General features: G+C 59.3%; 20 protein-coding genes. 5 read left to right on the top strand and 15 right to left on the bottom strand.

Going from position 1 to position 25,176, the window contains the following annotated elements; genetic code table 11:
- Nucleotides 1-58: 58 nt before the first annotated feature.
- Nucleotides 59-1,354 (bottom strand): threonine ammonia-lyase IlvA, encoded by a 1,296-nt coding sequence (ilvA, locus tag NQ014_RS07990; protein ID WP_049190440.1) that lies wholly within the window; start codon nucleotides 1,352-1,354, stop codon nucleotides 59-61.
- A gap of 56 nt (nucleotides 1,355-1,410) precedes the next feature.
- Nucleotides 1,411-4,968, bottom strand: a complete 3,558-nt coding sequence (gene dnaE, locus NQ014_RS07985) for a DNA polymerase III subunit alpha (RefSeq protein WP_257074663.1) — start codon at nucleotides 4,966-4,968, stop codon at nucleotides 1,411-1,413.
- 246 nt (nucleotides 4,969-5,214) lie between these two features.
- On the opposite strand from dnaE, the gene NQ014_RS07980 reads away from it, so the two are divergent.
- The 3 genes from NQ014_RS07980 to NQ014_RS07970 all read left to right on the top strand — a co-directional run bounded on the left by NQ014_RS07980 (nucleotide 5,215) and on the right by NQ014_RS07970 (nucleotide 8,173).
- Nucleotides 5,215-5,379, top strand: a complete 165-nt coding sequence (locus tag NQ014_RS07980; RefSeq protein WP_005510327.1) for a hypothetical protein — start codon at nucleotides 5,215-5,217, stop codon at nucleotides 5,377-5,379.
- A gap of 80 nt (nucleotides 5,380-5,459) precedes the next feature.
- Complete coding sequence (locus NQ014_RS07975; protein WP_257074662.1) at nucleotides 5,460-6,749, top strand: alanine racemase; 1,290 nt, start codon at nucleotides 5,460-5,462, stop codon at nucleotides 6,747-6,749.
- On the top strand, nucleotides 6,746-8,173 hold the full coding sequence (locus tag NQ014_RS07970; protein ID WP_257074661.1) for a D-arabinono-1,4-lactone oxidase: 1,428 nt from the start codon (nucleotides 6,746-6,748) through the stop codon (nucleotides 8,171-8,173). Before NQ014_RS07975 ends, NQ014_RS07970 begins: the two co-directional genes overlap by 4 nt.
- On the opposite strand, the gene rarD is transcribed toward NQ014_RS07970, so the two are convergent.
- The 4 genes from rarD to lspA form a co-directional block, all read right to left on the bottom strand.
- Nucleotides 8,170-9,138: an EamA family transporter RarD gene (gene rarD, locus NQ014_RS07965; protein WP_257074659.1), complete on the bottom strand. Its 969-nt coding sequence runs from the start codon at nucleotides 9,136-9,138 to the stop codon at nucleotides 8,170-8,172. The two genes, NQ014_RS07970 and rarD, sit on opposite strands and share 4 nt — an antisense overlap.
- A gap of 134 nt (nucleotides 9,139-9,272) precedes the next feature.
- Complete coding sequence (locus NQ014_RS07960) at nucleotides 9,273-9,998, bottom strand: hypothetical protein (protein ID WP_257074658.1); 726 nt, start codon at nucleotides 9,996-9,998, stop codon at nucleotides 9,273-9,275.
- Nucleotides 9,995-10,906, bottom strand: a complete 912-nt coding sequence (locus NQ014_RS07955) for an RluA family pseudouridine synthase (RefSeq protein ID WP_042389388.1) — start codon at nucleotides 10,904-10,906, stop codon at nucleotides 9,995-9,997. Before NQ014_RS07955 ends, NQ014_RS07960 begins: the two co-directional genes overlap by 4 nt.
- A gap of 68 nt (nucleotides 10,907-10,974) precedes the next feature.
- Nucleotides 10,975-11,544, bottom strand: a complete 570-nt coding sequence (lspA, locus tag NQ014_RS07950; RefSeq protein ID WP_257074656.1) for a signal peptidase II — start codon at nucleotides 11,542-11,544, stop codon at nucleotides 10,975-10,977.
- A gap of 90 nt (nucleotides 11,545-11,634) precedes the next feature.
- Between lspA and NQ014_RS07945 the strand changes: the two genes are divergently transcribed.
- Nucleotides 11,635-12,663, top strand: coding sequence for a hypothetical protein (locus NQ014_RS07945; RefSeq protein WP_257074655.1), 1,029 nt, complete (start codon nucleotides 11,635-11,637; stop codon nucleotides 12,661-12,663).
- A gap of 176 nt (nucleotides 12,664-12,839) precedes the next feature.
- On the opposite strand, the gene NQ014_RS07940 is transcribed toward NQ014_RS07945, so the two are convergent.
- Nucleotides 12,840-13,583 (bottom strand): hypothetical protein, encoded by a 744-nt coding sequence (locus tag NQ014_RS07940; protein WP_257074654.1) that lies wholly within the window; start codon nucleotides 13,581-13,583, stop codon nucleotides 12,840-12,842.
- A 124-nt stretch (nucleotides 13,584-13,707) separates the two neighbouring features.
- Here NQ014_RS07940 and NQ014_RS07935 point away from each other — a divergent pair, with 124 nt between their 5' ends.
- Complete coding sequence (locus NQ014_RS07935; protein ID WP_257074652.1) at nucleotides 13,708-14,709, top strand: asparaginase; 1,002 nt, start codon at nucleotides 13,708-13,710, stop codon at nucleotides 14,707-14,709.
- Between the two features lies 1 nt (nucleotide 14,710).
- Here the strand turns inward: NQ014_RS07935 and NQ014_RS07930 are convergent, their stop codons facing one another.
- The 8 genes from NQ014_RS07930 to ftsZ all read right to left on the bottom strand — a co-directional run bounded on the left by NQ014_RS07930 (nucleotide 14,711) and on the right by ftsZ (nucleotide 25,067).
- Entirely contained in the window at nucleotides 14,711-15,373 is a 663-nt protein-coding gene (locus tag NQ014_RS07930) for a DapH/DapD/GlmU-related protein (RefSeq protein WP_257074651.1), read from the bottom strand.
- Nucleotides 15,374-15,439: 66 nt separating this feature from the next.
- Complete coding sequence (locus tag NQ014_RS07925; protein ID WP_257074650.1) at nucleotides 15,440-16,906, bottom strand: DNA polymerase IV; 1,467 nt, start codon at nucleotides 16,904-16,906, stop codon at nucleotides 15,440-15,442.
- 15 nt (nucleotides 16,907-16,921) lie between these two features.
- Nucleotides 16,922-20,182, bottom strand: a complete 3,261-nt coding sequence (gene ileS, locus NQ014_RS07920) for an isoleucine--tRNA ligase (RefSeq protein ID WP_257074649.1) — start codon at nucleotides 20,180-20,182, stop codon at nucleotides 16,922-16,924.
- 420 nt (nucleotides 20,183-20,602) lie between these two features.
- Nucleotides 20,603-21,616, bottom strand: coding sequence for a DivIVA domain-containing protein (locus tag NQ014_RS07915; RefSeq protein ID WP_257074648.1), 1,014 nt, complete (start codon nucleotides 21,614-21,616; stop codon nucleotides 20,603-20,605).
- Between the two features lie 398 nt (nucleotides 21,617-22,014).
- Entirely contained in the window at nucleotides 22,015-22,314 is a 300-nt protein-coding gene (locus NQ014_RS07910; RefSeq protein ID WP_048731166.1) for a YggT family protein, read from the bottom strand.
- Nucleotides 22,315-22,377: 63 nt separating this feature from the next.
- Nucleotides 22,378-22,899, bottom strand: a complete 522-nt coding sequence (sepF, locus tag NQ014_RS07905) for a cell division protein SepF (RefSeq protein WP_257074647.1) — start codon at nucleotides 22,897-22,899, stop codon at nucleotides 22,378-22,380.
- Nucleotides 22,900-23,021: 122 nt separating this feature from the next.
- Nucleotides 23,022-23,744: a peptidoglycan editing factor PgeF gene (gene pgeF, locus NQ014_RS07900; RefSeq protein ID WP_257074646.1), complete on the bottom strand. Its 723-nt coding sequence runs from the start codon at nucleotides 23,742-23,744 to the stop codon at nucleotides 23,022-23,024.
- Between the two features lie 6 nt (nucleotides 23,745-23,750).
- The gene (gene ftsZ / locus NQ014_RS07895; RefSeq protein WP_257074645.1) at nucleotides 23,751-25,067 is read right to left on the bottom strand and encodes a cell division protein FtsZ; all 1,317 of its coding nucleotides are present in this window, start codon (nucleotides 25,065-25,067) and stop codon (nucleotides 23,751-23,753) included.
- Nucleotides 25,068-25,176: the final 109 nt, after the last annotated feature.

The following is a 25,176-nucleotide window of genomic DNA, read 5'->3' as shown; positions in this document are numbered from 1 at the left end:
TTTAATTAACGGAGCTGGGAGGACTTCCTCGGAGGTTTCCCAGCTGGACCCAGCAAGTCTAGGTCAAAAAGTCATACTCTGGTGTGCCGGGTACCAGTCGGCGGCACTTCAGCGGCGAGGCATCCATGCGTGCCAGCAATTCCTCGAGGTCAGAGGCACGACGTAGCTCAATACCGACAAGAGCCGCGCCAGTTTCGCGGTTGTTGCGCTTGAGGTACTCGAACTGCGAGATGTCGTCATCCGGGCCGAGAACATCGCTGAGGAACATGCGGAGCTGGCCGGGCTTCTGCGGGAAGTTGACCAGGAAGTAGTGCTTGAGGCCGCGGTAGACCAGCGAGCGCTCCATGATCTCGGCATAGCGCAGCACGTCGTTATTACCGCCCGAGATGATGCAGACAACAACCTCGTCCGGTTCAAACTGCATCTGCTCCAGAGCTGCCACAGACAGCGCACCGGCCGGCTCAGCGATAATCCCTTCGTTCTGATAGAGATCCAGCTGCGCCTCACAGACCGCGCCCTCCGGCGCAATCATCGGATGAACGCGGTTGCGGTTGGCCTCCAGGATGTGCCATGGCAGGTCACCGAAACGGGCCACCGCGGCGCCATCGACGAACGGATCGGTGTGCCCCAACGTGATCGGGCCATTGTTCTCCAGGGCTGCGCGCATGCAGGCCGCACCCGCAGGTTCCACACCCATGACCTGGGTGTTCGGCGACATATCCGACAGGTAAGAGGTGACACCGCTGAGCAGACCACCGCCACCGACCGGTACGCAGATGGTATCCAGAGTCAACCCCTGACCGGAGAGCTGCGCAATAATTTCAGCTGCGACAGTGCCTTGTCCGACGATGGTGTTGAAGGAGTCGAATGGCTCCACCATGGTGGCACCAGTGCGCTGTGCGTCAGCACGCGCCGCAGCGGCGGCCTCATCGAAGGAGTCCCCGACAACGACAATCTCAACGGCATCGCGGCCGTGGTAAGCGATACGGTCGCGCTTCTGCTTCGGCGTGGCATTGGGCACATAGATGCGCCCCTTAATACCCAGCTGACGACAGGCATATGCCACGCCTTGAGCGTGGTTTCCTGCAGATGCCGCAACGACGCCTGCTGCTCGCTCTTCGTCGGTGACCTGAACCATGGCGTTGTAGGCACCGCGAATCTTGTACGAGCGCACGTCCTGGAGGTCTTCCCGCTTGAGGAATACCTTAGCGCCGGTGATTTCGGAAAGACGTGGGCTGAACTGCAGCGGAGTGGCCGCAATAACCGAAGAAATTCGTGCCTGCGCAATCTGAATATCGGCCGCGTGGACAAGTCGGCGTTCGGTCTGGGAAGCAGGCACAGAATTCTCACTCATGAGCTATGACTCTACTCGGTCATACAACCGGTTGCGACAATCAGGGCCACGATAAGCTACCCCAAAATGCTGGCCCCAATCGTCGCCTTCAGATCACCAATCAAGCTGGCGTCCCGGTCGACCCGCAAGTGCTCGCCGAGAACCAAAGTGGTGTGGGAATCGCCGTCGACAAGCTTGAGGTAAACGTCCGAGTCGCCGGGATTGTCCAACAGTACTGACTTCAGCTTGGCAATCATCTCCGGAGTGCACTGATCAGTGCGCATGGTCAGACGCAGCGGCGCCGAAGTGGAGCCATTACGGCCAAGATCCGGCAGCTTCAGGTCATCACAGACCACACTCATGCGGTCATCGCGGTACTGAACGCGAGCACGAATAAGCACAATGGCGTCTTCAGCAATGCTGGTGGCAATCATTGCGTAGGTTCTCGCAAAAGCCATGACTTCCACGCGCGCGCCGTTGTGGTCCTCAATGCCAATAATCGCCCAGGGCTGACCGTTCTTATTCACGCGACGGTCAACACTGGAGACAATGCCACCAATAGTGATTTCAGTGTTGTTGGCGACTTCCCCACCGACGACCGTGGTCAAAGCGGTATCGGTCTGCGCGGCCAGCGATTCTTCGAACCCATCGAGTGGATGACCGGAGACATAGAGCCCCAGCATTTCTCGTTCCAGGGTCAGCTCGTGCTTGCGATCCCAGTTTTCATCCGGCACACGGATTTCAAAGATGCTCTCAGAACCTGTGTCCTCTTCCCCACCGAAGCCCGCAAACAGGTCGAACTGTCCCTTGTCTGCAGCCTTCTTGGTCGACAGCACCGAGTCAATGGCTTCTTCGTGAATGAGCGCAAGGCCCTTTCGTGGGTGCCCAAGCGAGTCGAAAGCGCCGGCCTTAATCAGCGACTCAGTGATGCGCTTGTTACACGGCAGCGTCTCAATCTTGTCCAAATAGTCCGAGAACGACGTGAACTTGCCCTTCTCCTCGCGCGTCTTCACAATCGACGCGACCACATCATGGCCGACGTTACGGATAGCGCCGAGGCCGAAGCGAATATCTTCACCGACCGGCTCGAAATCCATACCCGACTCATTGACATCCGGCGGCAGCACCTTAATGCCAAGGTGTCGACAGTCCGACAGATAAATAGCCAGCTTGTTCTTATCATCCGCCACCGAGGTCAACAGCGCCGCCATGTACTCAGCGGTGTAGTTGGCCTTCAGATACGCGGTCCAGTAGGACACTAGGCCATAGCCCGCCGCGTGGGACTTGTTAAACGCGTACGAGGCGAAGGGCAGAATAATATCCCACAGCTTCTGGACAGCATCCTTGGAGAAACCATTTTCCAACATGCCGCCTTCGAAGTTCACGAACTCCTTGGCCAGTACCTCGGGCTTCTTCTTACCCATGGCCTTACGGAAACCATCTGCTTGGCCCGCGGTGTAATTCGCCAGCTTCTGCGAGATCTTCATGATCTGCTCCTGGTACACGATCAGGCCGTGTGTTTCTTCCAGGATTTCCTTCAGCTGCTCATCCAGTTCCGCGTGGATGGCGTTGTAGGGCTTGCGCCCATTCTTAATATCCGCGTAGTCAAAGTGCGCGTTCACACCCATCGGTCCCGGACGGTACAGCGCCAGCGAAGCCACGATGTCGTCGAAGCCCGTTGGCTGCATGCGCTTAAGCAGCTCACGCATGCCGCCACCATCGAGCTGGAACACACCGAGGGTGTCACCGCGCGACAGGAGCTCGTAGACCTTCGGATCATCGGTCTGAAGCTCATCGAGCAGAACTGTCTCGCCTCGGTTGGACTTGATGTGCTCAATACAGTCACCGATAACCGTCAGGTTTCGAAGACCCAGGAAGTCCATCTTCAACAGACCGATGGCCTCACACGCCGGATAGTCCCAACCAGTGATGATCGCGCCGTCAGCCTGTCGCTTCCACATCGGGATGTGATCCAAGAGTGGCACCGACGCCATCACCACGGCACAGGCGTGCACGCCTGTCTGCCTAACGACGCCTTCGAGACCACGAGCCGTCTCGTAAATTCGAGCCACATCCGGGTCGGTTTCAATAAGCTGTCGGACCTCGGCGGCCTCGCCGTAGCGTGGATGCTCCGGGTCGACGATGCCGCTCAGCGGAATGTCCTTAGCCATAATCGCAGGTGGCAACGCCTTAGTAATGCGGTCTGCAATCTGGTAACCCGGCTGACCGAACTGCACACGCGCCGAGTCCTTCAGAGCCTGCTTGGTCTTCACCGTACCGAAGGTGACCACCTGCGCCACCTTGTCTTCGCCCCAGCGATCGGCGGCGTAGCGAATCATCTCATCGCGGCGGCGATCGTCGAAGTCGATATCGATATCCGGCGCGGACGGACGCTCTGGGTTCAGGAATCGCTCGAAGAGAAGACCGTGCTCAATCGGGTCAATATTGGTGATCCACGTCGCGTAAGCAACCAAGGAACCGGCAGCGGATCCACGCCCCGGACCGACCTTGATGCCCACCTCACGGGCATGGCGAATCAGCTCCGCCACGATAAGGAAGTACGACGGGTAGCCCTTACCGTCAATAACCTCGATTTCATACTCCGCGCGCCGGATGTACTCCTCCGGCACCTCGCGCCCCTCAAAGCGCTTGCGCAGCCCCTCCATCACGTTGTGATGCAGCCATGTCGTCGGCGTCTCCCCCTCCGGAACGTCCGCCTTCGGCATGCGGTCGTGCGGGTGCTCCTCCCACAGCTCGTCGTAGTCCTCAACGCGCTCCGCGATGAGCAGTGTGTTATCGCAGGCACCCGGGACTAGATGATCCCAAGTCGCACGCATTTCTTCGGCGGACTTAATAAAGTAGCCGTCACCGTCGAACTTAAAACGGTCCGGGTCATTGAGCGTCTTACCCGTCTGCACACAGAGCATGGCCTCGTGAGCCTTGGCCTGGTCACGGGTGACGTAGTGGCAGTCATTCGTAACCAGCGGCGGCAAGTTCAGCTTCCGGCCAATCTCCAGTAGCTCACTGCGCACACGGGTCTCAATATCCAGCCCGTGATCCATTAGCTCAAGGAAGTAGTTTTCCTTGCCGTAGATGTCCTGCCACATACCGGCAGCCTGCAGAGCCTCGTCGAACTGGCCCAGACGCAGACGCGTCTGCACATCACCCGACGGGCACCCAGTGGTCGCGATAATGCCCTCGGCGCGTTCCGCCACCAACTCGGCATCCATACGCGGGTACTTACTGATTTGCCCCTCATACGACGCCATCGACGACAGGTAGAACAGGTTCCGCAGACCCTGCGCATTCGCTGCCAACATGGTCTGGTGCAAGTAGGAACCGCGACCAGAGACGTCATCTCGACGCTGATGCGGTTCACCCCACTGAATGCGCTTTTTATTAAAACGACTCTCCGGCGCCATATAGGCCTCAATGCCGATGATCGGCTTGATGCCCTTGGACTTCATCTGCCGATAGAACGCATTCGAGCCAAACATATTGCCGTGGTCGGTGACACCGACCGCAGGCATTCCCTGTCGCGCAACCTCGTCGGCAAGCAAGTCGATCTTCGCCATGCCGTCGAGCATCGAGTACTCGGTGTGATTGTGGAGGTGCACGAAGGAGGAGTTAGCCATGAGTCCAGATTGTAGACAATCCCCCGGATTGAACACGATTCCCTCGAACACTCAAAATGAAGCAGCCCCTTATGTCTGCACAGTTATGGCTAAAGATGTGTTTAACATCACCTCGCCACTTCCTTTACTTTTCAAAACCAGTTGACAATACTCGACATCACAGTTCGTGAGGAAGCCCTCATGTTTTTCTCTCGGCCGCTAGCCTTTCCGTGTTAACCCCAAGCAAAGAACCAAAGGAGCAATACAGTGTTCGCACCACTTTCCGATGGCCACTTCACATACTTCCCCAAGCCCGAGCTGGACGAGGTTCTTGCGACCATCGACCGTCGCCCCGTTGCCGCCGGCTACCTCGTCGATGGCGATGTCATCACCTCCAACATGGATGCCGCCCGCTACAGCTGGCTGGTCTAGAAGAGCGCAGACCTGGAAAATTCTGACTTTCTTTTCAAAATCAAAGACAGTACAGGTTTTCAATGATTACGTTTTAGGGCATGAAACTTTCTCGAGCTTCTGCCCCGGAGTCCTCGGGTACATCCCGCCCGGCTCCGACATCGATGTCTCACCTGCCTGAAGCGCTGCCGCCGCAGACACCCCAGACAGCCCGCCCGCCACTAGCTACCGACTCGCTGCTTAACTGCACTTCCCTTCCTGCAGTCGTCGTCGACCTCACGGCGGTCGAAGCCAATGCCCGCGATATGCTCCGCCGTGCAAACGGGATGCCTATCCGCGTGGCCTCGAAATCGATTCGCATTCCACAGCTTATTTCGCACGTCCTGGCCTTCCCCGGTTTCCAGGGCGTGCTGGCATATTCGCTGGCAGAGGCGCTGTACCTATCCCGAGGAGGTATTAGCGACGACATCGTCGTCGCCTACCCAACACTTGACGCCCGCGCTATCTCAGAGCTTGCCGACGATGATGCAGCGCGTGCCGCCATCTGCGTAATGGTTGACCGTCCCGAGCATCTGGAGGCGCTGGCGTCGTCGACAAACGAAAATGCGCCAATCCGCGTGTGTATGGATGTCGACGCATCCTTTCGCCCACTGCCCGGCGTGCATATCGGTACGCTGCGCTCCAGCCTGTTCTCGCCGAAGCAGGCAGCGGCGTTTGCCAAGCAGATCATTGCCCGTCCGGAGCTGCAGCTGGCGGGAATCATGATGTATGAGGGACACATTGCCGGAGTGGGCGATGCCGGAAACTCCCTGCGTGCGCGCGCAATTCGAGTGATGCAGGCCATCTCAAAGAAGGAATTGGCGAAGCGCCGCGCGAAGGTTGTCGCTGCAGTCGAGAAAGTGGCGGGACCACTGGAGTTTGTCAACGGTGGTGGCACGGGGTCGCTGGAGTCGACGTGCGCCGAAGCCACAGTAACCGAGGCAGCGGCGGGGTCGGGATTCCTGGCACCAACCCTTTTCGATAACTATCGCACATTCAATCTTCGCCCGGCGTCCTGGTTTGTGTTGCCAGCGACGCGACGCCCTAAGAAGGGCGTGGTCACGGTGTCCGGCGGTGGTCGAATTGCCTCTGGACCGGCGGGAGATGACCGGCTGCCAACCCCCTGGTACCCCACTGGTCTGCGCTACGCGGCAGAGGAAGGCCCAGGTGAGGTGCAGACTCCGTTGCTCGGCAAGAGCGCCGATGCAATTTCGCTGGGAGATCCTGTGTGGTTCCGCCACGCCAAGGCCGGTGAGATAGCCGAGCACACACAAGAAGTCATTGCAGTTCGAGATGGCGCCATCATCGCCCACTGGCCCACGTACCGAGGAAAGGGATTGATTTTCACATGAGCAATTCACGGAACAACGCCCGCTTCACAGTCTCTACAGTTGAGTCCCGCGTACCACGCGTACGTCGGCGTGCGCAGGCGAAAGCCATCGCCAACTCTCATTGGAACAATTGGGCTCACACGCAATCGTGCACCCCGTCCTACACTCATCAGCCGCACGATGATGAGGGCGTCATCTCGGTAATTAAAGCGGCGAAGACCGAAGGAACTACGGTGCGCCCGCTGGGGGCCGGTCATTCTTTTACTTCCGTGGCCACCACCGATGGGCACCGCATTCAACTCGACCGCTGCTCTGGTCTGGTCGAGCTGGACGCGGCCAACCAGACCGCCACGCTGCGTGCCGGCACTCGCCTGCGCGACACTCCAGGTATTCTGCGCCCGCTCGGTTGGGCACTTCCCAACCAGGGCGATGTCGATCCGCAGTCGCTGGCCGGCGCTATCTCTACTGGCACGCACGGCACCGGGCTCGGGTTCACCGGCTTCGCGGGCACCGTTAAGGGATTCAAGATTGTCACCGCGGATGGCGTCGTCAGGCACTGCCATCTGGACGCCGAGGGAATCGACGGCGAGCTCTACCGCCTCGGACGGCTGGGGCTGGGTGTCTTCGGCGTGCTTACGGAGGTCACGATGTCCGTCGTGCCAGCGTTTGATTTGCACGCCGACGAACACCGCGAAGAGTTTGATTCCCTGCGCAAGAGCTTCGCCGAGCGCTGCAAAGAAGCTGACCACCTGGAGTTTTTCTGGTTCCCGGGACAGCGCGAGACGCTGGTCAAGCACAATACTCGGATTGAACCGCAGCGCCACCGCCGCCCGAGCCGCAACAGCCTGAAGCAGCGCCTGGGCAGCGCGCGCACGTATCTTAACGACGAAGTCGTCAACAACATGGGACTCTTGGCGTGCTGCGAGATTGCCAAAGCCATTCCCGCTACGACCGATACCATCAACCGGATTGCCACCAACACAGTGCCCGAGCGCCGCTACTCCAACGAGGCGCACAAGGTCTTTGTCTCGCCGCGTCGCGTGCGTTTCTCCGAGATGGAGTACTCCGTCCCCCTCGAGGCTGCTTCCGATGTCCTCGGGGAAATCCGCGATGCGATTGCCCGCAAGAGGATGAAAGTCTCCTTCCCCATCGAGGTGCGCTCCGCAAAAGCCGATGATGTGGCCCTGTCAACTGCGTACGGCCGCGACAGTGCCTACATCGCCATCCACCGCTACTGGAAGGAAAATTACCGAGAGTACTTCAACCTCATTGAGCCGATTTTCAAGGCCCACGAAGGTCGCCCGCACTGGGGCAAATTGCACACGCTCCGCGCGGAGGATTTCGCAGAACGCTATCCACTGTTCGGCGAGGTCCAGGCATTACGGGAAAAGGTCGACCCGCAGGGAATCTTCCTCAACGAGCACCTGCGCGATCTTTTCTGCTAACTATCTGCCGGCTTTACGACGTCCCGGGTAACCGCCCCATCCGTCTGGTCGGCAGCATCGTCGGAAACCGTGGCCGGTTCCACACCGGCCTTGTGTAGTTCCCAGCGCACCCGACGCTGACGGAGCATCTTCAGGATGAGGTCACAGATGAACAGCGCGACAGCACCCCAGATGATGAAGAACCCAATCCAACGCTCCGGTTCGAGCTCCTCGCCGAGCACGGTGACTGCCAAAGTGATTTGGAGAACCGGAGTGAGGTACTGCATCAGGCCCAAGGTGGCCAACGGCAAGCGCTTGGCACCTTCGCCGAAGAGCAGCAACGGAATGGCGGTAGCGATACCGGCGCTCATCATGAGCAGCGTGTGACCAGTTCCTTCGGAGGTAAAGGTGCTCTGCCCGTTGTAGGTCAACCAGAGGATGTAGGCCAGCGCAATCGGTGTGATTACGGCGGACTCGGCCGTCAGCGAAGCTGCGGAGGAAAGCGAAACCCGCTTCTTCATCAGTCCGTAAAAACCGAAACTGAATGCCAGCGCCAGCGCACCCAACGGCGGATGTCCCACACCGATTGTGAGAACAATGACCGCAACGGTTGCCAGGATGACACTGCCGAGCTGCAACCGCGAGATGCTTTCACGGAAGAAAATCATCGCCAACAAAACGCTGACCAGCGGGTTGATGAAGTAGCCGAGCGCAGCCTCCGCCACCTGCCCATTGTTGACCAGGTAGACGTACACACCCCAGTTGACGGAGATCAACAGTGCAGCAATAAAAATAGTGCCCCACGTCTTGGCGCTCGCGGCCTTCAGCTCTGGCCATGCGCGCATGAAGCTGAGGGCAATGACCATAAAGACAAGCGTCCAGACGAATCGATGCGCCAAAATCTCCACGGCCCCCGCCGGCTCCAGCAGCGGAAAGTAGAGCGGAAACAGCGCCCACAAAAGGTACGCACCGAATGCCTGAATCACTGTTGACTGACTCCTTTTCGTTCTCGTTGAAACTGACTGCGTACTGGCGGCGTACTGACGGCAGAGTTCTAGCCGCTTCATCCTAGTCGTTTGGACTTGGCCGCTTAGTCCTGGCTTCTATTAGGTCTGGCCGCTTAGTTCTGGCTCAGCCCCGGCGCAAAGAGCGGATCTTTATCCGTGAAGCCGGAACTCAGCACCGGGCGAATACCAAAACGGCCACGCGCCGCATCTGATGGCAGCGCCTCGACAGCTTTCACATCGGGCATTTTCTTGACATCCATCAACGATTCAGCGTCACCATAGACCAGTAACCCGTTGAAGCCGAGCCGTTCGTCGTCAATCGCGACGTCTGCGTAAGCAGCCGCTAACTCCAGCTGATCTTGCAGCAGCTTTTCTTCACTCGCTGTTTTACTCGGCTGCGGCAAATACCGGGTGCTCACACCGCCGATGATTGCAGTCGATACTCGCAGAGAGGGCTCTTTTTCATAGACCTGTGCCGCTTCTTGCGCATCGAGCAGCCGGTCAAAAGTCACCATCGCCCAGAACTTCGGGTCCTCCACGACTGGCTGGCCTGTCTTTAGCCGGTAGTCCTCTTTCTTCATATTCTCGAGGGACTCGTCGGCACGCTCTACGTACTGCTCGGTTGCTTCCCACGGGTCCGGGCCGAGCGCATCGCCGTTGAGGTTCTGCGGCTTGCTTACCCGATCGGAGGTCGAAGCGACTGCTAACACAATCACCAATACGACAACACAGAAACCAGAGATTAGTGCCATCACTGGCGAGATACTGCCGTCACCAGTGCTTTTCACACGAGTTTCACGGCGTGGTGGGTTCTTGGATCCCGATGGGGTCTGCGTCATGCGCTCTGCCTCAAAACTTCCAATGCGTGGTTCAAATCATCTGGGTATGGACATTCGATTTCCATCCAGCGCCCATCTGCCGGATGGTGGAAACCAAGCGAGACCGCGTGAAGCCACTGGCGGTTGAGCCCCAGCCGCTTGGCCAATGCCGGATCGGAACCGTACATGGGATCGCCGCAGCATGGGTGATTCAGCGCAGAGAAGTGCACGCGAATCTGGTGCGTGCGCCCAGTCTCTAGATTCACCTTCAGCAGCGTTGCTGGGGCGAAGGCCTCAAGCGTTTCGTAGTGCGTCACAGCATGCTTGCCATCCTGGCGGACGGCAAAGCGCCAACCCGCCGAAGGGTGACGGCCAATCGGCGCATCAATTGTCCCCGACAGCGGATCCGGATGCCCCTGAACCAGAGCGTGATAGGTCTTGGACACCTCACGGTTTTTGAACGCCCGCTTGAGCACGGAGTAGCCCCGTTCGGAGCAGGCGACAACCATCACGCCAGAGGTGCCAACATCGAGGCGATGCACGATGCCTTTTCGCTCGGGCGGACCGGAGGTAGAAATGCGGAAACCAGCAGCCGCCAGTCCGCCGATAACCGTTGGGCCTTCCCAACCGACCGACGGATGTGCGGCCACACCGACAGGCTTGTGAACAGCCACCAAATCGGAGTCGTGGTAGAGCACGTCCATGCCCTCGACGAGTTCCTCTTTGGGAACCAATGGCTTTTCCACCGGCGGCAACAACACAGAGAGGAAAGCGTTTTCTTCCAGTCGGTCGGACTTGCCCACGCTCACGCCATCGACCGTGATGTCCCCAGCCGCGGCCAAATCAGCCACCGCTGTGCGCGAGAGCCCCAACAACTTCGCCACACCGGCGTCTACCCGCATACCGGCCAAGCCCGGTGGAACGGGCATCTGTCGGGTTTCTCGGTCGGGCTGGTGCGCTCCCCCGAGTGCTGCACCACCATTTACTGCATTGTCGGTCACTGCTGTCCTCCCTCCGCCGACTGCTTCTGATCCTTCTGGGAAGATTTCTTCTCCGCTGCAATCTGATCAGCGAAGAGATCCGGCTCCTTGGAAAAAACCATCCAGATAACGAGGATAATAACGCCCACAGTAATCGCGGAGTCCGCGATATTAAATACGGCAAAACCCTTCACCGACAGGAAATCGACGACGTGGCCGACGTAGAAACCGGGTTCCCGAAACAGCCTATCGATGAGGTTGCCCAGCGCACCACCAGCAATAAGCCCCGCCGCAGTCGCCGAGATAGGACTGCGCAGCCAATGGGAAAAGCACATCACAGCCAGGATGTAAACCAGCTGCAACGTGGTAAAAACCCAGGTGGCGTTCGTGCCAAAGGAAAAGGCTGCACCGGGGTTAAAAACGAGCCGCAACTCGAAGAGATCGCCAATCACCTGCACCGCAGGACGGCCATCGAGAGTCTTCAAAGCGATAATCTTGGTCAGCTGATCAATAATCGCAACTGACACAATAACCGCAGTGAGAATCCCCCGCCGCGGGAAATATGTCCTCGTTTCCTTCTTAGTCACTGTCCCATAATGGCCTAACAAACCCATATTCAGCCAACTGACACCGCCCGGGTGGTTCCTATCCACCACGAAACCGGTACGCTAACCGGTGTGACTCGACGTTTCCAATCTCAGTTTGTTCCGGCCTCCTCTGCTTTACGACGTGCAGGAGACACCACCTCCTCGTGGTTCCGTCGACCTAGCCACAGCGACCAGCCTGGTCACCCCAAGCGTGGCCTGCTGGCGAGGGTCGGCACCGCTGTTGTTGCCGCTACCACTGTGGTGTCACTTGCCGCGTGCTCGTCGGAAAGCTCGGTGGAAACGCAACCCGTGGACGTTGCACAACCCAAGGTCGAATTGACCAGTGCTGGTAGCGGTGAGCTAGCGAGCGTGCGCTGGAAGGATGACGGTGCGGAGCAGGAGTCGACCGTGGCAGTGACGCAGGGCTTCGCGCAGCGTGGCGGAAACGCCGATAGCGACCAGACTTTCCCGGACACCCGCCTGGAAATCCCCATGACCAGCACTGTTACCAGCGATGACGATACTCGTGTCGTGACGTCAGAGGTGGGTAAGCCCCACGGCTCCAACGATGAGCTGAATGAGGATATCGCTACCGCGCAGGGCTTTATCTCTGATTGGTCAACAACGGCCACAGGTGAGGTCAAGGAACTCAAGCTGGGAGCGCCGGAGAAAGCGACCGACACCGCTCGCGCTGGTGTGGAGATGGCGCTGCAGCAGCTGCATTCCGTACCTATCGTCTTCCCCTCCGAGGACATCGGAAAGGATGCGACCTGGACGGTCGAAAGCGAGGTCGAAGGCCAAACCAAGATGACGCAAAAGGTGACCTATACCCTGCTCAGCCGTGCGGGCGACATTGTTAATTTGAAGGTCGATGTCAAGCAGGTGCCGACCGTCACGGAGTTGGACACCGGCGGCGAGGGTGCACTGAAGGTTGTCGAGGCCACGACTGACATGCTTGCCGACCGCGTCACCATCGACCTGACCAAGCCCCTTCCGATGAAGGGCAACATCGACTTTGTGACCTCCGTGACCTACGGCGACGGCAACTCCGATGTGCGCATCACTCAGCAGACGCACCGCGGGCTGGAGTTTAAGGACGGCAGCGGGCCGAAGAAGTAGCCCAGAGCCCAGAAGAATAGCTCGGGCCAGCGCAAGGTTAGAAGACGAGAAAGTGTCTAGGTTTATGTCACTTTTCTGCCCAAAAAATGGGCGGAACTGTCATAAACCTAGACACTTTCTTTTGTGTGGCCAGTGCACCCGACCGGAATAGGATGTGATGCCTGGCCCGACGGCACCTAAGCCGGTGGAGGCGCGTCCTCCGCCGGAGCCGGCGCCGGGGCCGGCGCAGGTGGCGGGACCTCCTCAGCCGGCGGTTCAGGCGCGGGAGGCGGTGGCGGCGGCACTTCCTCGGCTGGTGCTTCGGGCGCCGGAGCCGGGGCTGGCTCCTCGACCGGTGCTGGGGCCTCCTCGACCGGAGCCTCCTCAACTGGGGCTTCTTCCTCCGGCTCAGGTGGCGGCGGAGGGGTTTCGCCCGGCGCGAGGCAGAACCCCGGCTTGTGCTCCGGATCAAGCGTCGATGCCAGGTTGCAGGCCCATTCCTTGCTCAGCATCCAACGGCCATCCCTGTAGATGAAGTCCACCTGATCCACGAGCATCGGATCTTCCTCCGGGCGGAGGATATTGACGCCAGCTACGGCCTGCTTCGTCGTGAAGCCGGGCGTGATCGGATCAATGACATCAAAGCTGATTTCCTGCTCATTGGCACTATTGGTGACAATGTGGAAGAAATCGCCGGCAGTATCGCCGTCCTCGATGGTCAGCGCCTTTTCCTCGATAGGTAGATCGGGGTTGATAAGGCGTGCGAGGACGTCGTTAAGCTCTGCGCGCGTCGGCAGCATGATGACGGGTTCCGCCGAGCTGGATGTCTTCGATTCAGTCGTCGGCGCTGCAGTATCGCCACCACCGCAGGCAGCGAGCCCAAGTGCGCTGACCGAGACCATCGCCGCTACTGTCACACCACGCGCTGTGCGCCAACGCATTCCGCTAACGCGCTGGTTGCAGGGGACTTTCATATGTGCACTACTCCAATAAAATCTGCATGAAGATTCGCTGGCTTCACGCCTTCCATAATCCTACACAAGGCCAAAACATCGCCTGGGTAAGATGGTGGACATGTCGACTCAGGATCATTCCCCGGCTAGCTCGGCTTCTTCTAGCTCGGCCTCGTCTAGCACAGTCTCCCCTCGCCGAATCGTTGTCATCACCACCGGCGGCACCATCGCCTGCACCACGGATCGCAGCGGTGCGCTAACCCCGACCATCTCGGGCACGGAGCTCGTCGCAGCGGTCGCGCAGCGTTATCCAGAGGGCATGTTAGAGCTGGAGGTTCGTGAGCTCGGGATGCTGGACTCGTCGAATCTCGCGTTCACCGACGTTGACCGTATTCTCGCCGCTATTCACGAAGTGCTTGACGACGGCTCCGTGGACGGTGTCGTCGTAACTCATGGCACGGACACGATGGAGGAAACGGCCATGGCTGCCGATATTTTCCATGCTGACTCGCGTCCGGTTGTCTTTACTGGTGCACAGCTTCCCTATGATCATCCGGAAACCGACGGACCGGGGAACCTATTTGAGGCCGTGACCATTGCTTCCGATGCCTCTGCGCAGGGAATTGGCGTTCTTATTGTCTTTGGCCACGCAGTCTTGCCGGTACGAGGTGCGACGAAGTGGCACACAACCGATCCTTTGGCTTTTGCCACTAATGCACCGGAGGAGCCGGTTCGTCCAGATCCGCTGCCTCTGGCGGCTTTGGCGGGCTCGAAGGTAGAGATTATCCCCGCCTACTTGGGTGCAGATGGATCACTGCTGGATTCGGCAGTCGCCGCCGGTGCACGCGGCATTGTCGTAGAGGGCCTGGGGTCGGGCAATGTCTCCGATGAGTTTGCCGCTGCCATTGACCGGGCCATTGCCGCTGATGTGACCGTCGTGATGGCAACGCGCGTCCCGCGTGGTGATGTCCACGCCGCCTACGGCGGTGCCGGTGGCGGTGCGACGCTGGCTCGACACGGCGTGATTAGCGCTGGTTGCGTGCATGCACCGCAGGCGCGCATCATTCTCGCCGCCGCGCTGGCTGCGAATGTGCATCCGCAGACGCTGTTCTAATTCACGCCTCGATGATGCGGATGATTTTCGCCGGGTTTCCAGCCACGACTACGCCCGCGGGAACGTCCTTAGTCACCACCGCACCCGCGGCGACCACGGAATTGTCGCCGACGTGAACACCGCCCAGGATGATGGCTCCGCCACCAATCCAGGCATTGCGCCCGATGATGATTTCATCACCAGACTCTAGATAAGCGGCGCGGGCCTCAGCTCCCAGTGGGTGTACTGGTGGAAGCAGCTGCACGTTGGGCCCGAGCTGCGCATAGTCGCAGATTGTCACCTTCACCACGTCAAGTGCGGTGAGCCCAAAGTTGATGAAAACGTTGTCGCCTATGTGGATATTATCGCCGTAGTCCAGGTAGATTGGCGGGCGAACGGTGCTGCTCTCTCCGAAAGACGCCAGTGCCGGTGCTAGCACTTGCTGTGCTGCCTGCTGATCTTCGCGGAACGCGACTTCAAATTCAGCGGCCACCTGGCCAATTCGCACGTTCAGAGCCTGTGATTCCGGATGATCGGCGATATACCACTGACCGTTCAGCATGCGCTGGCGGTTATCCAGACCGTCGTCGGGAAGCGTGGTCGACGGATTCGGATCTCGATCGGTGTTGCGCAATGAGGCGCGGCGAGCTGCCTCGAGCTCTGCAATGCGGGATTCGGTAGTCATAGTGCCCCAGTTTACGGACAGCGCATAAACAGAGAGCCGCGAACGGCACTGAGGCAGTCAGCCGCATCAAGCATCCGCGTCGGGGCCGAGATTGTCTTCGCTTTCCCGCTCAGGTTGCGGCAAGTCAAGAGCTGCTGCTTCGTCGGATGCCAGCCACTCCGGCCAGTCCAAACTGCACACCGCAGAGCACGGGCGCAGCTCCGGGTCGTCTTCCTTCAGCGTGATCATGCGCCCGGGGCCGCTGGTGCGGCTTTCAAAGCGGACGGTCACAATCCCGTGCCCCGACCCCTGTACCCAACCATGGCCATGCTCGCTGTGGTGTACGTCAGAGGTGGGTACCCACTTGGAGTCGGAAAGCCGAACGGTCGGCAACGCGCCGGTTCCAGATAGCTCGACCAGGCCGGCGGGAGCGTCGGAAAGCGCAGGTGCTGGTACTCGATCTTCGACGGTGATAGCGCGGTCGAGCTCAGGAAACAGGACTTCTTGTATGTGCGAATCCAGCCCGGAGAAACCGACGCCCACCAGTCGCACTGGGCCGACCTCCGCGGGCGTGAACGCAATTCGGTGCGCCACCGCCATGAGGGTGTCGAAATCCTGTGTGGCATAGGCGAGCGTCTCAGAACGGGTATGGATGCTCAGGTCAGACAGACGCACCTTGCAAGTGATGGTGCGAGCACCACGGCCATCTTTTTTGAGCCGTCGAAAAGCAAACTCACCTGCGCGATCGATGGCGGCGTGGAGCTGGGCCTGCGACCCCAAATCCTCGGGATAGGTGTACTCGGCCGATACAGACTTGGCGACATCGCGTTCCTTAACCGGCCGGTCATCTGTCCCCTGCGCCAGCTGCCACAGCATCACACCGGTTTTGGATGTCAGCGAAACCTCGACATCGCGCTGGGACATGGCGGCAAAATCACCAATCGTCTCCACGCCCAGCGTATGCAGTTTTGCAGCGGTGACAGGGCCAATGCCCCAGAGCTTCTCTACCGGCAATGGGTGTAGTAGCTCGTGATTGCGTGCGGGGTCCAGCACGTACACGCCATCGGGTTTCGCCAGGCCGGAAGCAATTTTCGCGAACTGCTTGCCCGCGCCCGCGCCTATCGACGAGGCCAAGCCGGTCTCCCGCCGAATATCTGCCCGCAGTTGCTCCGCCCAGGCAATGACCTGCTCCTTCGAGGCTCCCTGAAGCTCTTCGGGTTCCATGAAAGCCTCGTCGACGCTGAGCTGCTCGACCACGGGCACGCGCTCGCGGATTACAGCGAACACGCGGCGCGACACCGGCCCGTAGATGCCCTTGCGCGCGCTGACCGTCACTGCGGTCGGTGGCATGAGACGACGTGCGCGAGCCATCGGCATAGCCGAGTGCGCGCCGTACGCGCGGGCCTCATAGGAGGCACCGGCGACCACACCTCGACCGCCCAGTCCGCCGACGAGAACTGGCCGCCCGCGCAGAGTCGGGCGAGTGAGCTGCTCGACGGACGCGAAGAACGCGTCCATGTCGATGTGCAGAACCCACCGCCCGGAAGTCGGCATAGAGATTACTCTCCCCTACTGCTTGGCAATATCCGCCGAGCAGCCGTCCGCCACGTCGTAGCTCAGGGACTCTCCGCCAGCGACGACCTCGAAGGCGGTTGCGAGAACCTCGCGGGCGATGAGGTCAGCGTGGCGGTTGGCCCACTCCTCACGCTCGGCCGGCACCTGCAACTTCACCGAAATGCGGTCGGTGACCTCAAGGCCAGCGTTCTTGCGGGCATCCTGCAGACCACGGATGCGGTCAGCAGCCCAACCGCGGGACTCCAGGTCCTCGTCGAGCTCAGTGTCAAGCACAACCAGGCCATTGACGCCGTCGACCTCAGCGGTGGAATCTGGCGAAATCGCGACCAGGTTGCGGGTGTACTCGCCCTCCTGCAGCGGAATACCATCGGCGACAACCGTGCCGTCGACAACCTCGTAGTTGCCAGACTTCACAGCCTTAATGACCTTCTGGACGTCCTTACCCAGGCGCGGACCGGCCACGCGAGCGTTGACGGAGACCTCGAAACGCCCCACCGAGTCCACGTCGGAGGTGAACTCCACCTTGTCGACATTGACCTCGGAGGAAACGATGTCGGTGTACTCACGCAGACGCTCGGCATCCGGGAATGCCAGGGTCAGCTTCTTCAGCGGCAAGCGGTTACGCAGCTGGTTGGCCTTGCGGATGCGCGATGTTGCCGAGCAGACATTGCGGACAATGTCCATGGACTCAACGAGTTCGTCATCGGTCGGCAGCTTGTCGACGTCCGGCCAATCCTCCAGGTGCACCGAGCGGCCGCCAGTGAGCGAGCGCCAGATGACCTCGGTGGCCATCGGCAGCAGCGGAGCAGCCACGCGGGTGAGAACCTCCAGCACCGTGTACAGGGTGTTGAACGCCTCTGGGTGTTTGACATCGCCGGCCCAGAAGCGGTCACGGGAGCGGCGCACGTACCAGTTGGTCAGTGCGTCACAGAACTGACGGACCTCATCGGTGGCAGCAGCAATGTCAGTGTTGTCCAGGCACTCAGTGACAGCACGGACGGTTGCTGCAAGCTTGGCCAGGATGTACTTGTCCAGGATGTTGTCGGAGTCCACCGACCACTCGGCCGGCTTGGAGGCGTAGAGCTGTAGGAACGAGTATGCGTTCCACATCGGCAGCAGCGCCTGGCGCACACCCTCGCGAATACCCTGCTCGGTGACGATCAGGTTGCCGCCGCGCAGAATCGGGCTGGACATGAGGAACCAGCGCATGGCGTCGGAGCCGTCGCGGTCGAAGACCTCGTTGACGTCCGGGTAGTTGCGCTTGGACTTACTCATCTTGTTGCCGTCATCACCCAGCACGATGCCGTGAGCGACGACCTTCTTGAACGCCGGGCGATCGAACAGTGCAACCGATAGGACGTGAAGCAGGTAGAACCAACCGCGGGACTGGCCGATGTACTCCACAATGAAGTCGGCCGGTGCGTGGGACTCGAACCACTCCTTGTTCTCGAACGGGTAGTGGAACTGCGCAAACGGCATGGAACCGGAGTCGAACCAGACATCCAGGACATCCGGGACGCGGCGCATCATGGACTTACCGGTCGGGTCGTCCGGGTTCGGGCGCACCAGCTCGTCAATCTCCGGGCGGTGCAGTGTGGTCGGGCGAATGCCGAAGTCCGCCTCCAGCTCATCGAGGGAACCGTAGACGTCGACACGCGGGTACTCGTCGTTGTCGGAAACCCACACCGGAATAGGCGAACCCCAGTAGCGGGTACGGGAGATGTTCCAGTCACGTGCGCCCTCGAGCCACTTGCCGAACTGACCGTCGCGGACGTGCTCCGGCATCCACTCAATCTCGTTGTGGTTGAGCTCCACCATGCGCTCGCGGATCTTGGTAACGGACACAAACCAGCTCGGCAGTGCCATGTAGATCAGCGGCTCGCCCGAACGCCAGGAGTGCGGGTAGGAGTGCTCGATGGTGCGGTGCTGGACGACGCGGCCAGCGGCCTTCAGGTCACGGATGATGTCCTTATTGGCGTCAAAGACCAACTTGCCCTGGTACTCCGGCACCTGCGAAGTGAACTTACCGTCCATGTCCACCGGAATGATGACATCAATGCCGTATTCATTACAGGTGTTCATATCGTCTTCACCGAAGGCCGGCGCCTGGTGGACCACACCAGTACCGTCCTCGGTGGTGACATAATCGGCCACCATGATCTGGAAAGCGTTCGGGTGATCTGCGAAGTAGTCGAAGATCGGCTGGTAGGTCAGACCTTCCAGGTCAGCACCAGCGAAGGTAGCCTCGACCTCGTGTTCCTTGCCCAATTCCTTGGCGTAGGCACCAATCAGCGCTTCTGCCAGCAGGAAGGTCTTACCTGCAAACTCCGGCACGGAGGAATCCTCGCCGACCTTGACTACGGCGTAGGTGACCTTCGGGTTCACGGCCAGGCCAAGGTTGGACGGCAGCGTCCACGGCGTGGTGGTCCAAGCGATAGCTGCAGTGTCAGCGAGCACCGGGTTGTCCGCCAGCGTCTTCTCCGCTGCAGAGCCTGCCTTGGCGCCGGTGAACGGGAAGGTCACGGTCAGGGTCGGGTCCTGCCGCATCTTGTAGGAGTCATCCAGGCGGGTCTCCTGGTTGGACAGCGGGGTGTGCTCTGCCCAGGAGTACGGCAGCACGCGGAATCCCTGGTAGACCAGGCCCTTGTTGTAGAGCTCCTTGAAGGCCCAGATCACGGACTCCATGTAACTCATGTCCATGGTCTTGTAGCCGCCGTCGAAATCAACCCAACGAGCTTGACGAGTGACGTATTCCTTCCACTCGCCCGCGTACCGCAGCACCGACTCTGCGCAGTACTTGTTGAAGTTAGCCAGACCCATTTCCTCGATCTGGCCCTTGTCCTTAATACCGAGCTGCTTCTCTGCCTCCAGCTCAGCCGGCAGACCATGGCAGTCCCAGCCAAAGACGCGACCAACCTGGTAGCCACGCATGGTCTTGTAACGCGGTACGATGTCCTTGACGTAACCGGTCAGCAGGTGACCGTAGTGCGGTAGACCATTGGCGAACGGCGGGCCATCATAAAAGACGTATTCGTCAGCACCATCACGCTGATCGATAGAGGCCTGGAAGGTGTTGTCCTTGCCCCAGTACTCCAGAACCTTTTCTTCCAGCTCCGGAAACTTCGGGCTCGAGGTGTACTTACCAAAGTCAGCAGTGCGCGGATACGCGCCACCTGCCGGAGTGGCCTCAGCAGAGGCATTTACATCGTTCGAATTAGACACCGTTTCTACGTCACTTCCGTGGTCGAACATCATTAATACTCACCACGGGGACGCATGCCTAGCCCCTTCAGCGTTGTTACTGGTGACGCTGAAAAGGAGTCTCGCGCGGTACCACCCCGCTTGGCATCACGCTTTACAACGGTTCTTGCGAACAAGAACCATGCGGTTTCACGCGATAGCCCGCTTATTTAATAAGGCTTTGTAACGGTGCCAAACCGTTCGGTTCTACTGGGCCCATTTTCTACTGGACTGTTCTTCCGAAACGCTCCCCGGTGATGGCCGGCTCATTGCGCGTATGGGTATCAGTATAGCAGTGTCTCAGGCAACTACTACAACCCTGACCGGAACAAAGAATGCGATTGGTTCGCAGGGAAAGATAACAAAAACCACCGTGCTCTGCCTCCCCTCCCTGGGGAGCCGAGCGTGGTGGTTTTCTACGTGTTGGCTACGTAATTAGTTGTTGTAGCCGTCGGCCGGGGCAGCCGACTCGCGAGAGTTCAGGTCGTCGAGCTGGGACTCCAGGAAGGTCTTCAGGCGGGTGCGGTACTCGCGCTCGAAGATGTGCAGCTCCTCGATGCGACCCTCGAGAGCGGTCTGCTGCTCCTTGACGGTGGTCATGATCTCGTGGTGCTTGCGCTCTGCATCGTCCTGCAGCGCGGTTGCCTTCTGCTGCGCTGCGGTGATGGTGGCGTTAGAGCGAGCGTCTGCGTCGCTGATCATCTGCTCGCTGCGCTGGCGAGCGTCAGTGAGGGTCGACTCAGACTCGTTGCGGGCATCAGCCAACAGCTGCTCACTGCGCTCCTTGGCATCAGCCAAAGTTGCTTCTGCCTCATTGCGAGCGTTGGTGATAGTGCGCTCGGCCTCTTCATTGGCCTCTGCCACGGTGCGGTCAGCGTTTTCACGAGCCTCGGTGACAAGCTTGTTGGCCTCAGCATCAGCGTCAGAGGTGACGCGATCAGCGGTGTCCTGAGCAGCCTGCAGGATACGAGCAGCGCGGAGGCTAACTTCCTGCGACTCGGTGCCGGTGCTTGCTGCAACTGCCTGCGGCTGCTCCGCAGCTGCGGAGGAAGCCTGCTGTGCAGAAGCCTCTGCCTCAGAAGCACGCTTCTCAAGAGCATCCAGACGATCCTGGTAGTGAGCCTCAATCTCCTGCTGCTGAGCGCTCAGGCGCTCGTTGTACTCAGCGCGCAGCTCCTGCTCAATTTCCTTGCGCAGCTTGTCCTCATCGACAGCCGGCGCCGCAGCGGCAGCACCGGAAGCAGCGTAGTCTGCGCCGCCACCCTGCTCTAGCTGACCTTCAAGGTCCTCAACGCGCTGGCGCAGCTCAGCGTTTTCATCCTGGAGCTCACCCAGTGCGTCCTCTACGAGGTCGAGGAACTGATCGACCTCGTCCTCGTTGTAACCACGCTTGCCAATCGGAGGCTTGCTGAAAGCCACATTATGCACATCAGCCGGAGTCAACGGCATGGTGAGTTCCCCTAACACTTTGAGCGGACAGTTCTTAAGAAATCTTAAGAGAATTATTTCCAGTAGTACTGTTTACCCGGCCAATCCTACCTGCTCTAGTCACAGTCCTCACCCCATTTATTTTGGGCAGGACTCTATCCCCCACGTTCTAACCAATGGCAAAGTTCTAGTAAAACGTTAAACCTCGCCCTTACCCTGCACCTTTAGCCACAGAACTTTACCCCCGACACAATAAAAACCCATTGGGGATTACATTCCCCAACGGGTTCCTATTGTTGCCCCCGATTAACACCCCCGACGGCAATTCAATGCCCGAGAACATCGCATTCGGGACAGTCAAAACAACACAGCTCCACCGAAATCCACATTGTGGACCCCAAGCAAACAGTTAGCGATATTTACGCCACCGCGCCGAGAGCTACCTGCAGCACCATTCGCAGAATCATAAGGATGAAGAACAAAACAAGCACAGACATGTCCACCATCACGTTGCCCATCGGCATAGGCGGGATGAGTCGGCGCAACAGCTTTACCGGTGGGTCGGTAATGACAAAAACAACTTCGCCAATCGACGAAAACACCCTGCCTGGTCGCCAAGAGCGAGAAAATGACTGAATCATTTCAATCACAATGCGAGCCAACAGCAGATAGGTGAAAAGCTTCAGCAGGATTAGCAGAACTAGCAGTAGTGAAGACACGAATAAACAGTCTAGCTAATTAATCGAAATACGAAACACTAACAAGCCATGCGAGCCGGCTGACTAGCCGGACATCCGGTCGAACTGGCCCTCGTTGACATCGCAGCCATGCGGGTACAGGGTGAACACGGAGCCGTCAGCCTTGATCCGGCCGCGCAGACCGAAAACCAGTCCAGCAACGAAGTCGACATAGCGCTTAGCCTCAGATGGGTCAAGCTCACTCAGATCGAAGGTGACAATGTCACCGTCGCGGAAGTGCGAACCGATGTCCGGAGCCTTGGAGTACTTGTCCTGGAAACCACTTTCCGGCTTGATGAAGACCTGCTCCGGTTCCTTGGTCTCAGCAACGGAGTGCAGGTTGCCGTAGCGGTAGTCTTCCTCGCGGGAGTTCACGCTTGCAGCCTCACGTGGAGCCTCTTCGCGCAGCTCGTAGCGGTGGCGCTCCCCACGACCTGAGTCGGCATAGGAGTCATCAAAACGCTCGTCGTCACGGCGATCAAATTCGTCGTAGTGCTCGTCGTAAGCCGCGTCATCAGTCGGGGTAAGACCGAAGAAATTTGAAACCCCACGGAAGAAATCAGCCATCTTCTACTACGTCCTTCTTAGTGTGCGAATTTAAGTCTGTGCTACCCACAACCTACCGGCTGGGTCAGCAATATCGCATAGACACGCGCAAATTTGGCGAGCCAAAATTACAACTTTGAAACTTAGCCCTGCTCAGGCAGGATTACGATGCCCGCCTGACGGCCAGTTTTTCCCTCCCGCCGGTAGGAAAAGTACTTCTCATTGTCAATCGTGCAGCTGGGCTCGACGTTAACATGACGCACACCGAGGCCATAGAGCTGTCTCATCAAGCCGGCACGCACGTCAACACCGGCAGTCCCCTGCTTCGTTCGCGTCTTCGCTCCGGGCAAATGCTTTTCGACGTCATCTGCCATCGACTCAGGAACCTCGTAATTGTGGCCAGAAGCTGCCGCACCGAGAAGCGCATGGATATTCTCGGGCGTGGCACCGAGCTCAATCATCTTCTCGACAGATTTGCGTACGATTCCGTTGCGGGCACCGCTCCGCCCCGCGTGTACCGCAGCGGCGACACCCGCATGATCGTCGGAAAGCAAGACGGGAACGCAATCGGCAACGAGCACTACCAGCGCGAGACCAGGCGTGGTCGTGACGATGGCATCGGTAGCCGGGACGGGCTCAGTCTGTGGTTCGTTGACGACGGTGACCGTGTTGGTATGAAGCTGCTCCATGTAGACGAAGCGGGTGCGGTCGATTCCCAGAGAATCGGCCAAGCGCTGGCGGTTGCGTTCGACTGCGGACGGGTCATCGCCGACATGACCTCCAAGATTGAAGGAATCATATGGTGGCAGCGAAAACCCGCCGCGCCGATTCGTCAGAACTTTTCGGCTGCGGCGGGATTCAGTCATGATTTCTTAGAAGCCCCACTCCGGCAGATCGCTGGAGGCCTGGTAGCCACGACGATCGTCGCGGTCATCGCGGTCATCGTAACGGTGGGCACCACGGTAGTTGCGGTTTTCCTGCGTACGCGGTGTCGGGTTGTCGGTGAACAGGCCACCGCTGTTCGGATTGGTGCGCGGGACAAAGCGGTCGCGATCCTCACGCTCGCGCGGCTGTACAACCGGGCGCTCTTCCTCCGCACGCGGAGCCGGAGCGCCGAGGTTGTCACCTCCCGGCAGCGCGCTTCCCTGTCGCGGCGCCTGCTCAGCGGCCGGACGCGCCTCGGCATCCTGCGCAGCCGTTCGTGCAGCGGCACCTGCCGCTGGCTTATCCAGCGGGTTGCCGTTGCCCTGCTCAAAGCCGGTAGCAATCACAGTGACGCGAACCTCGTCACCGAGGTTGTCGTCGATGATGGTACCGAAGATGATGTTGGCATCCGGGTCAGCCTTTTCCTCCACGATGGATGCGGCGGCGTTGACCTCCATCAGGCCGAGGTCGGAGCCACCGGCGACGGAAATAAGCACACCCTGTGCACCATCCATGGTGGACTCCAGCAGCGGGGAGTTAATGGCCTGAGTAGCGGCGTTCATCACACGGTCGTCGCCGCGTGCGGAGCCAACGCCCATCAGAGCCGAGCCGGCCTCAGCCATTACCGAGCGGACGTCGGCAAAGTCGACGTTAATCATGCCCGGAATGGTAATCAGGTCAGTAATACCCTGGACACCGTTGTAAAGAATCTCGTCAGCAAAGCGGAACGCGTCCATCATGGACAAATCCTGCTCACCAATCTGCAGCAGACGCTGGTTCGGAATGGTGATAAGGGTGTCACAGACCTCCTTGAGGGTTTCAATGCCCTCGGCGGCCTGGCGCGCACGGCGCTTGCCCTCGAAGTCGAACGGCTTGGTTACGACACCAACAGTCAGGGCACCGGACTTCTTGGCGATGCTCGCGACAACCGGAGCTGCACCGGTACCGGTTCCACCACCCTCACCTGCGGTAACGAAGACCATGTCGGCGCCCTTGAGGGTCTCTTCAATCTCGTCCTTGTGGTCTTCCGCGGAAGTGCGGCCAACCTCGGGGTTAGCGCCAGCTCCCAGACCACGAGTTGCCTCACGCCCAATGTCGAGCTTGACATCAGCGTCGGAGAACATCAGGGCCTGCGAGTCGGTGTTGACTGCGATAAATTCGACACCCTTCAGCCCCTCCTCGATCATGCGGTTGACAGCATTGACGCCACCGCCGCCGACACCGACGACTTTGATAACGGCGAGGTAGTTATTCGGGGAGGTCATTGCGCGTTTCTCGCCCTTTCCTATAGGTCCTAAATAATTTCATCTAGCCACGTTGCACATGGGCCGCACGACAGCATTGGAGCCACCGGGCAGTACAGCTCTCCATGAC

Origin of the sequence: Corynebacterium sp. 5QC2CO (assembly GCF_024580435.1) — a bacterium.
Taxonomy (GTDB): Bacteria; Actinomycetota; Actinomycetes; order Mycobacteriales; family Mycobacteriaceae; genus Corynebacterium; species Corynebacterium jeikeium_D.
The sequence above is the reverse complement of the archived record's forward strand: the minus strand, read 5'-3'. Positions and strand labels throughout refer to the sequence as shown.

Coding starts and splice junctions, on each gene's coding strand:
- NQ014_RS07955 (WP_042389388.1), bottom strand. CDS start 10,906: ATGCCCGTTCCACCGGGCTTGGCCGGTATGCGGGTAGACGCCGGTGTG.
- NQ014_RS07925 (WP_257074650.1), bottom strand. CDS start 16,906: ATGCCGACTTCCGGGCGGTGGGTTCTGCACATCGACATGGACGCGTTC.
- ileS (WP_257074649.1), bottom strand. CDS start 20,182: ATGATGTTCGACCACGGAAGTGACGTAGAAACGGTGTCTAATTCGAAC.
- NQ014_RS07970 (WP_257074661.1), top strand. CDS start 6,746: ATGAGCAATTCACGGAACAACGCCCGCTTCACAGTCTCTACAGTTGAG.
- NQ014_RS07960 (WP_257074658.1), bottom strand. CDS start 9,998: ATGACGCAGACCCCATCGGGATCCAAGAACCCACCACGCCGTGAAACT.
- dnaE (WP_257074663.1), bottom strand. CDS start 4,968: ATGGCTAACTCCTCCTTCGTGCACCTCCACAATCACACCGAGTACTCG.
- sepF (WP_257074647.1), bottom strand. CDS start 22,899: ATGGCTGATTTCTTCCGTGGGGTTTCAAATTTCTTCGGTCTTACCCCG.
- ftsZ (WP_257074645.1), bottom strand. CDS start 25,067: ATGACCTCCCCGAATAACTACCTCGCCGTTATCAAAGTCGTCGGTGTC.
- NQ014_RS07935 (WP_257074652.1), top strand. CDS start 13,708: ATGGTGGACATGTCGACTCAGGATCATTCCCCGGCTAGCTCGGCTTCT.
- NQ014_RS07940 (WP_257074654.1), bottom strand. CDS start 13,583: ATGCGTTGGCGCACAGCGCGTGGTGTGACAGTAGCGGCGATGGTCTCG.
- NQ014_RS07915 (WP_257074648.1), bottom strand. CDS start 21,616: ATGCCGTTGACTCCGGCTGATGTGCATAATGTGGCTTTCAGCAAGCCT.
- ilvA (WP_049190440.1), bottom strand. CDS start 1,354: ATGAGTGAGAATTCTGTGCCTGCTTCCCAGACCGAACGCCGACTTGTC.
- NQ014_RS07975 (WP_257074662.1), top strand. CDS start 5,460: ATGAAACTTTCTCGAGCTTCTGCCCCGGAGTCCTCGGGTACATCCCGC.
- pgeF (WP_257074646.1), bottom strand. CDS start 23,744: ATGACTGAATCCCGCCGCAGCCGAAAAGTTCTGACGAATCGGCGCGGC.
- NQ014_RS07930 (WP_257074651.1), bottom strand. CDS start 15,373: ATGACTACCGAATCCCGCATTGCAGAGCTCGAGGCAGCTCGCCGCGCC.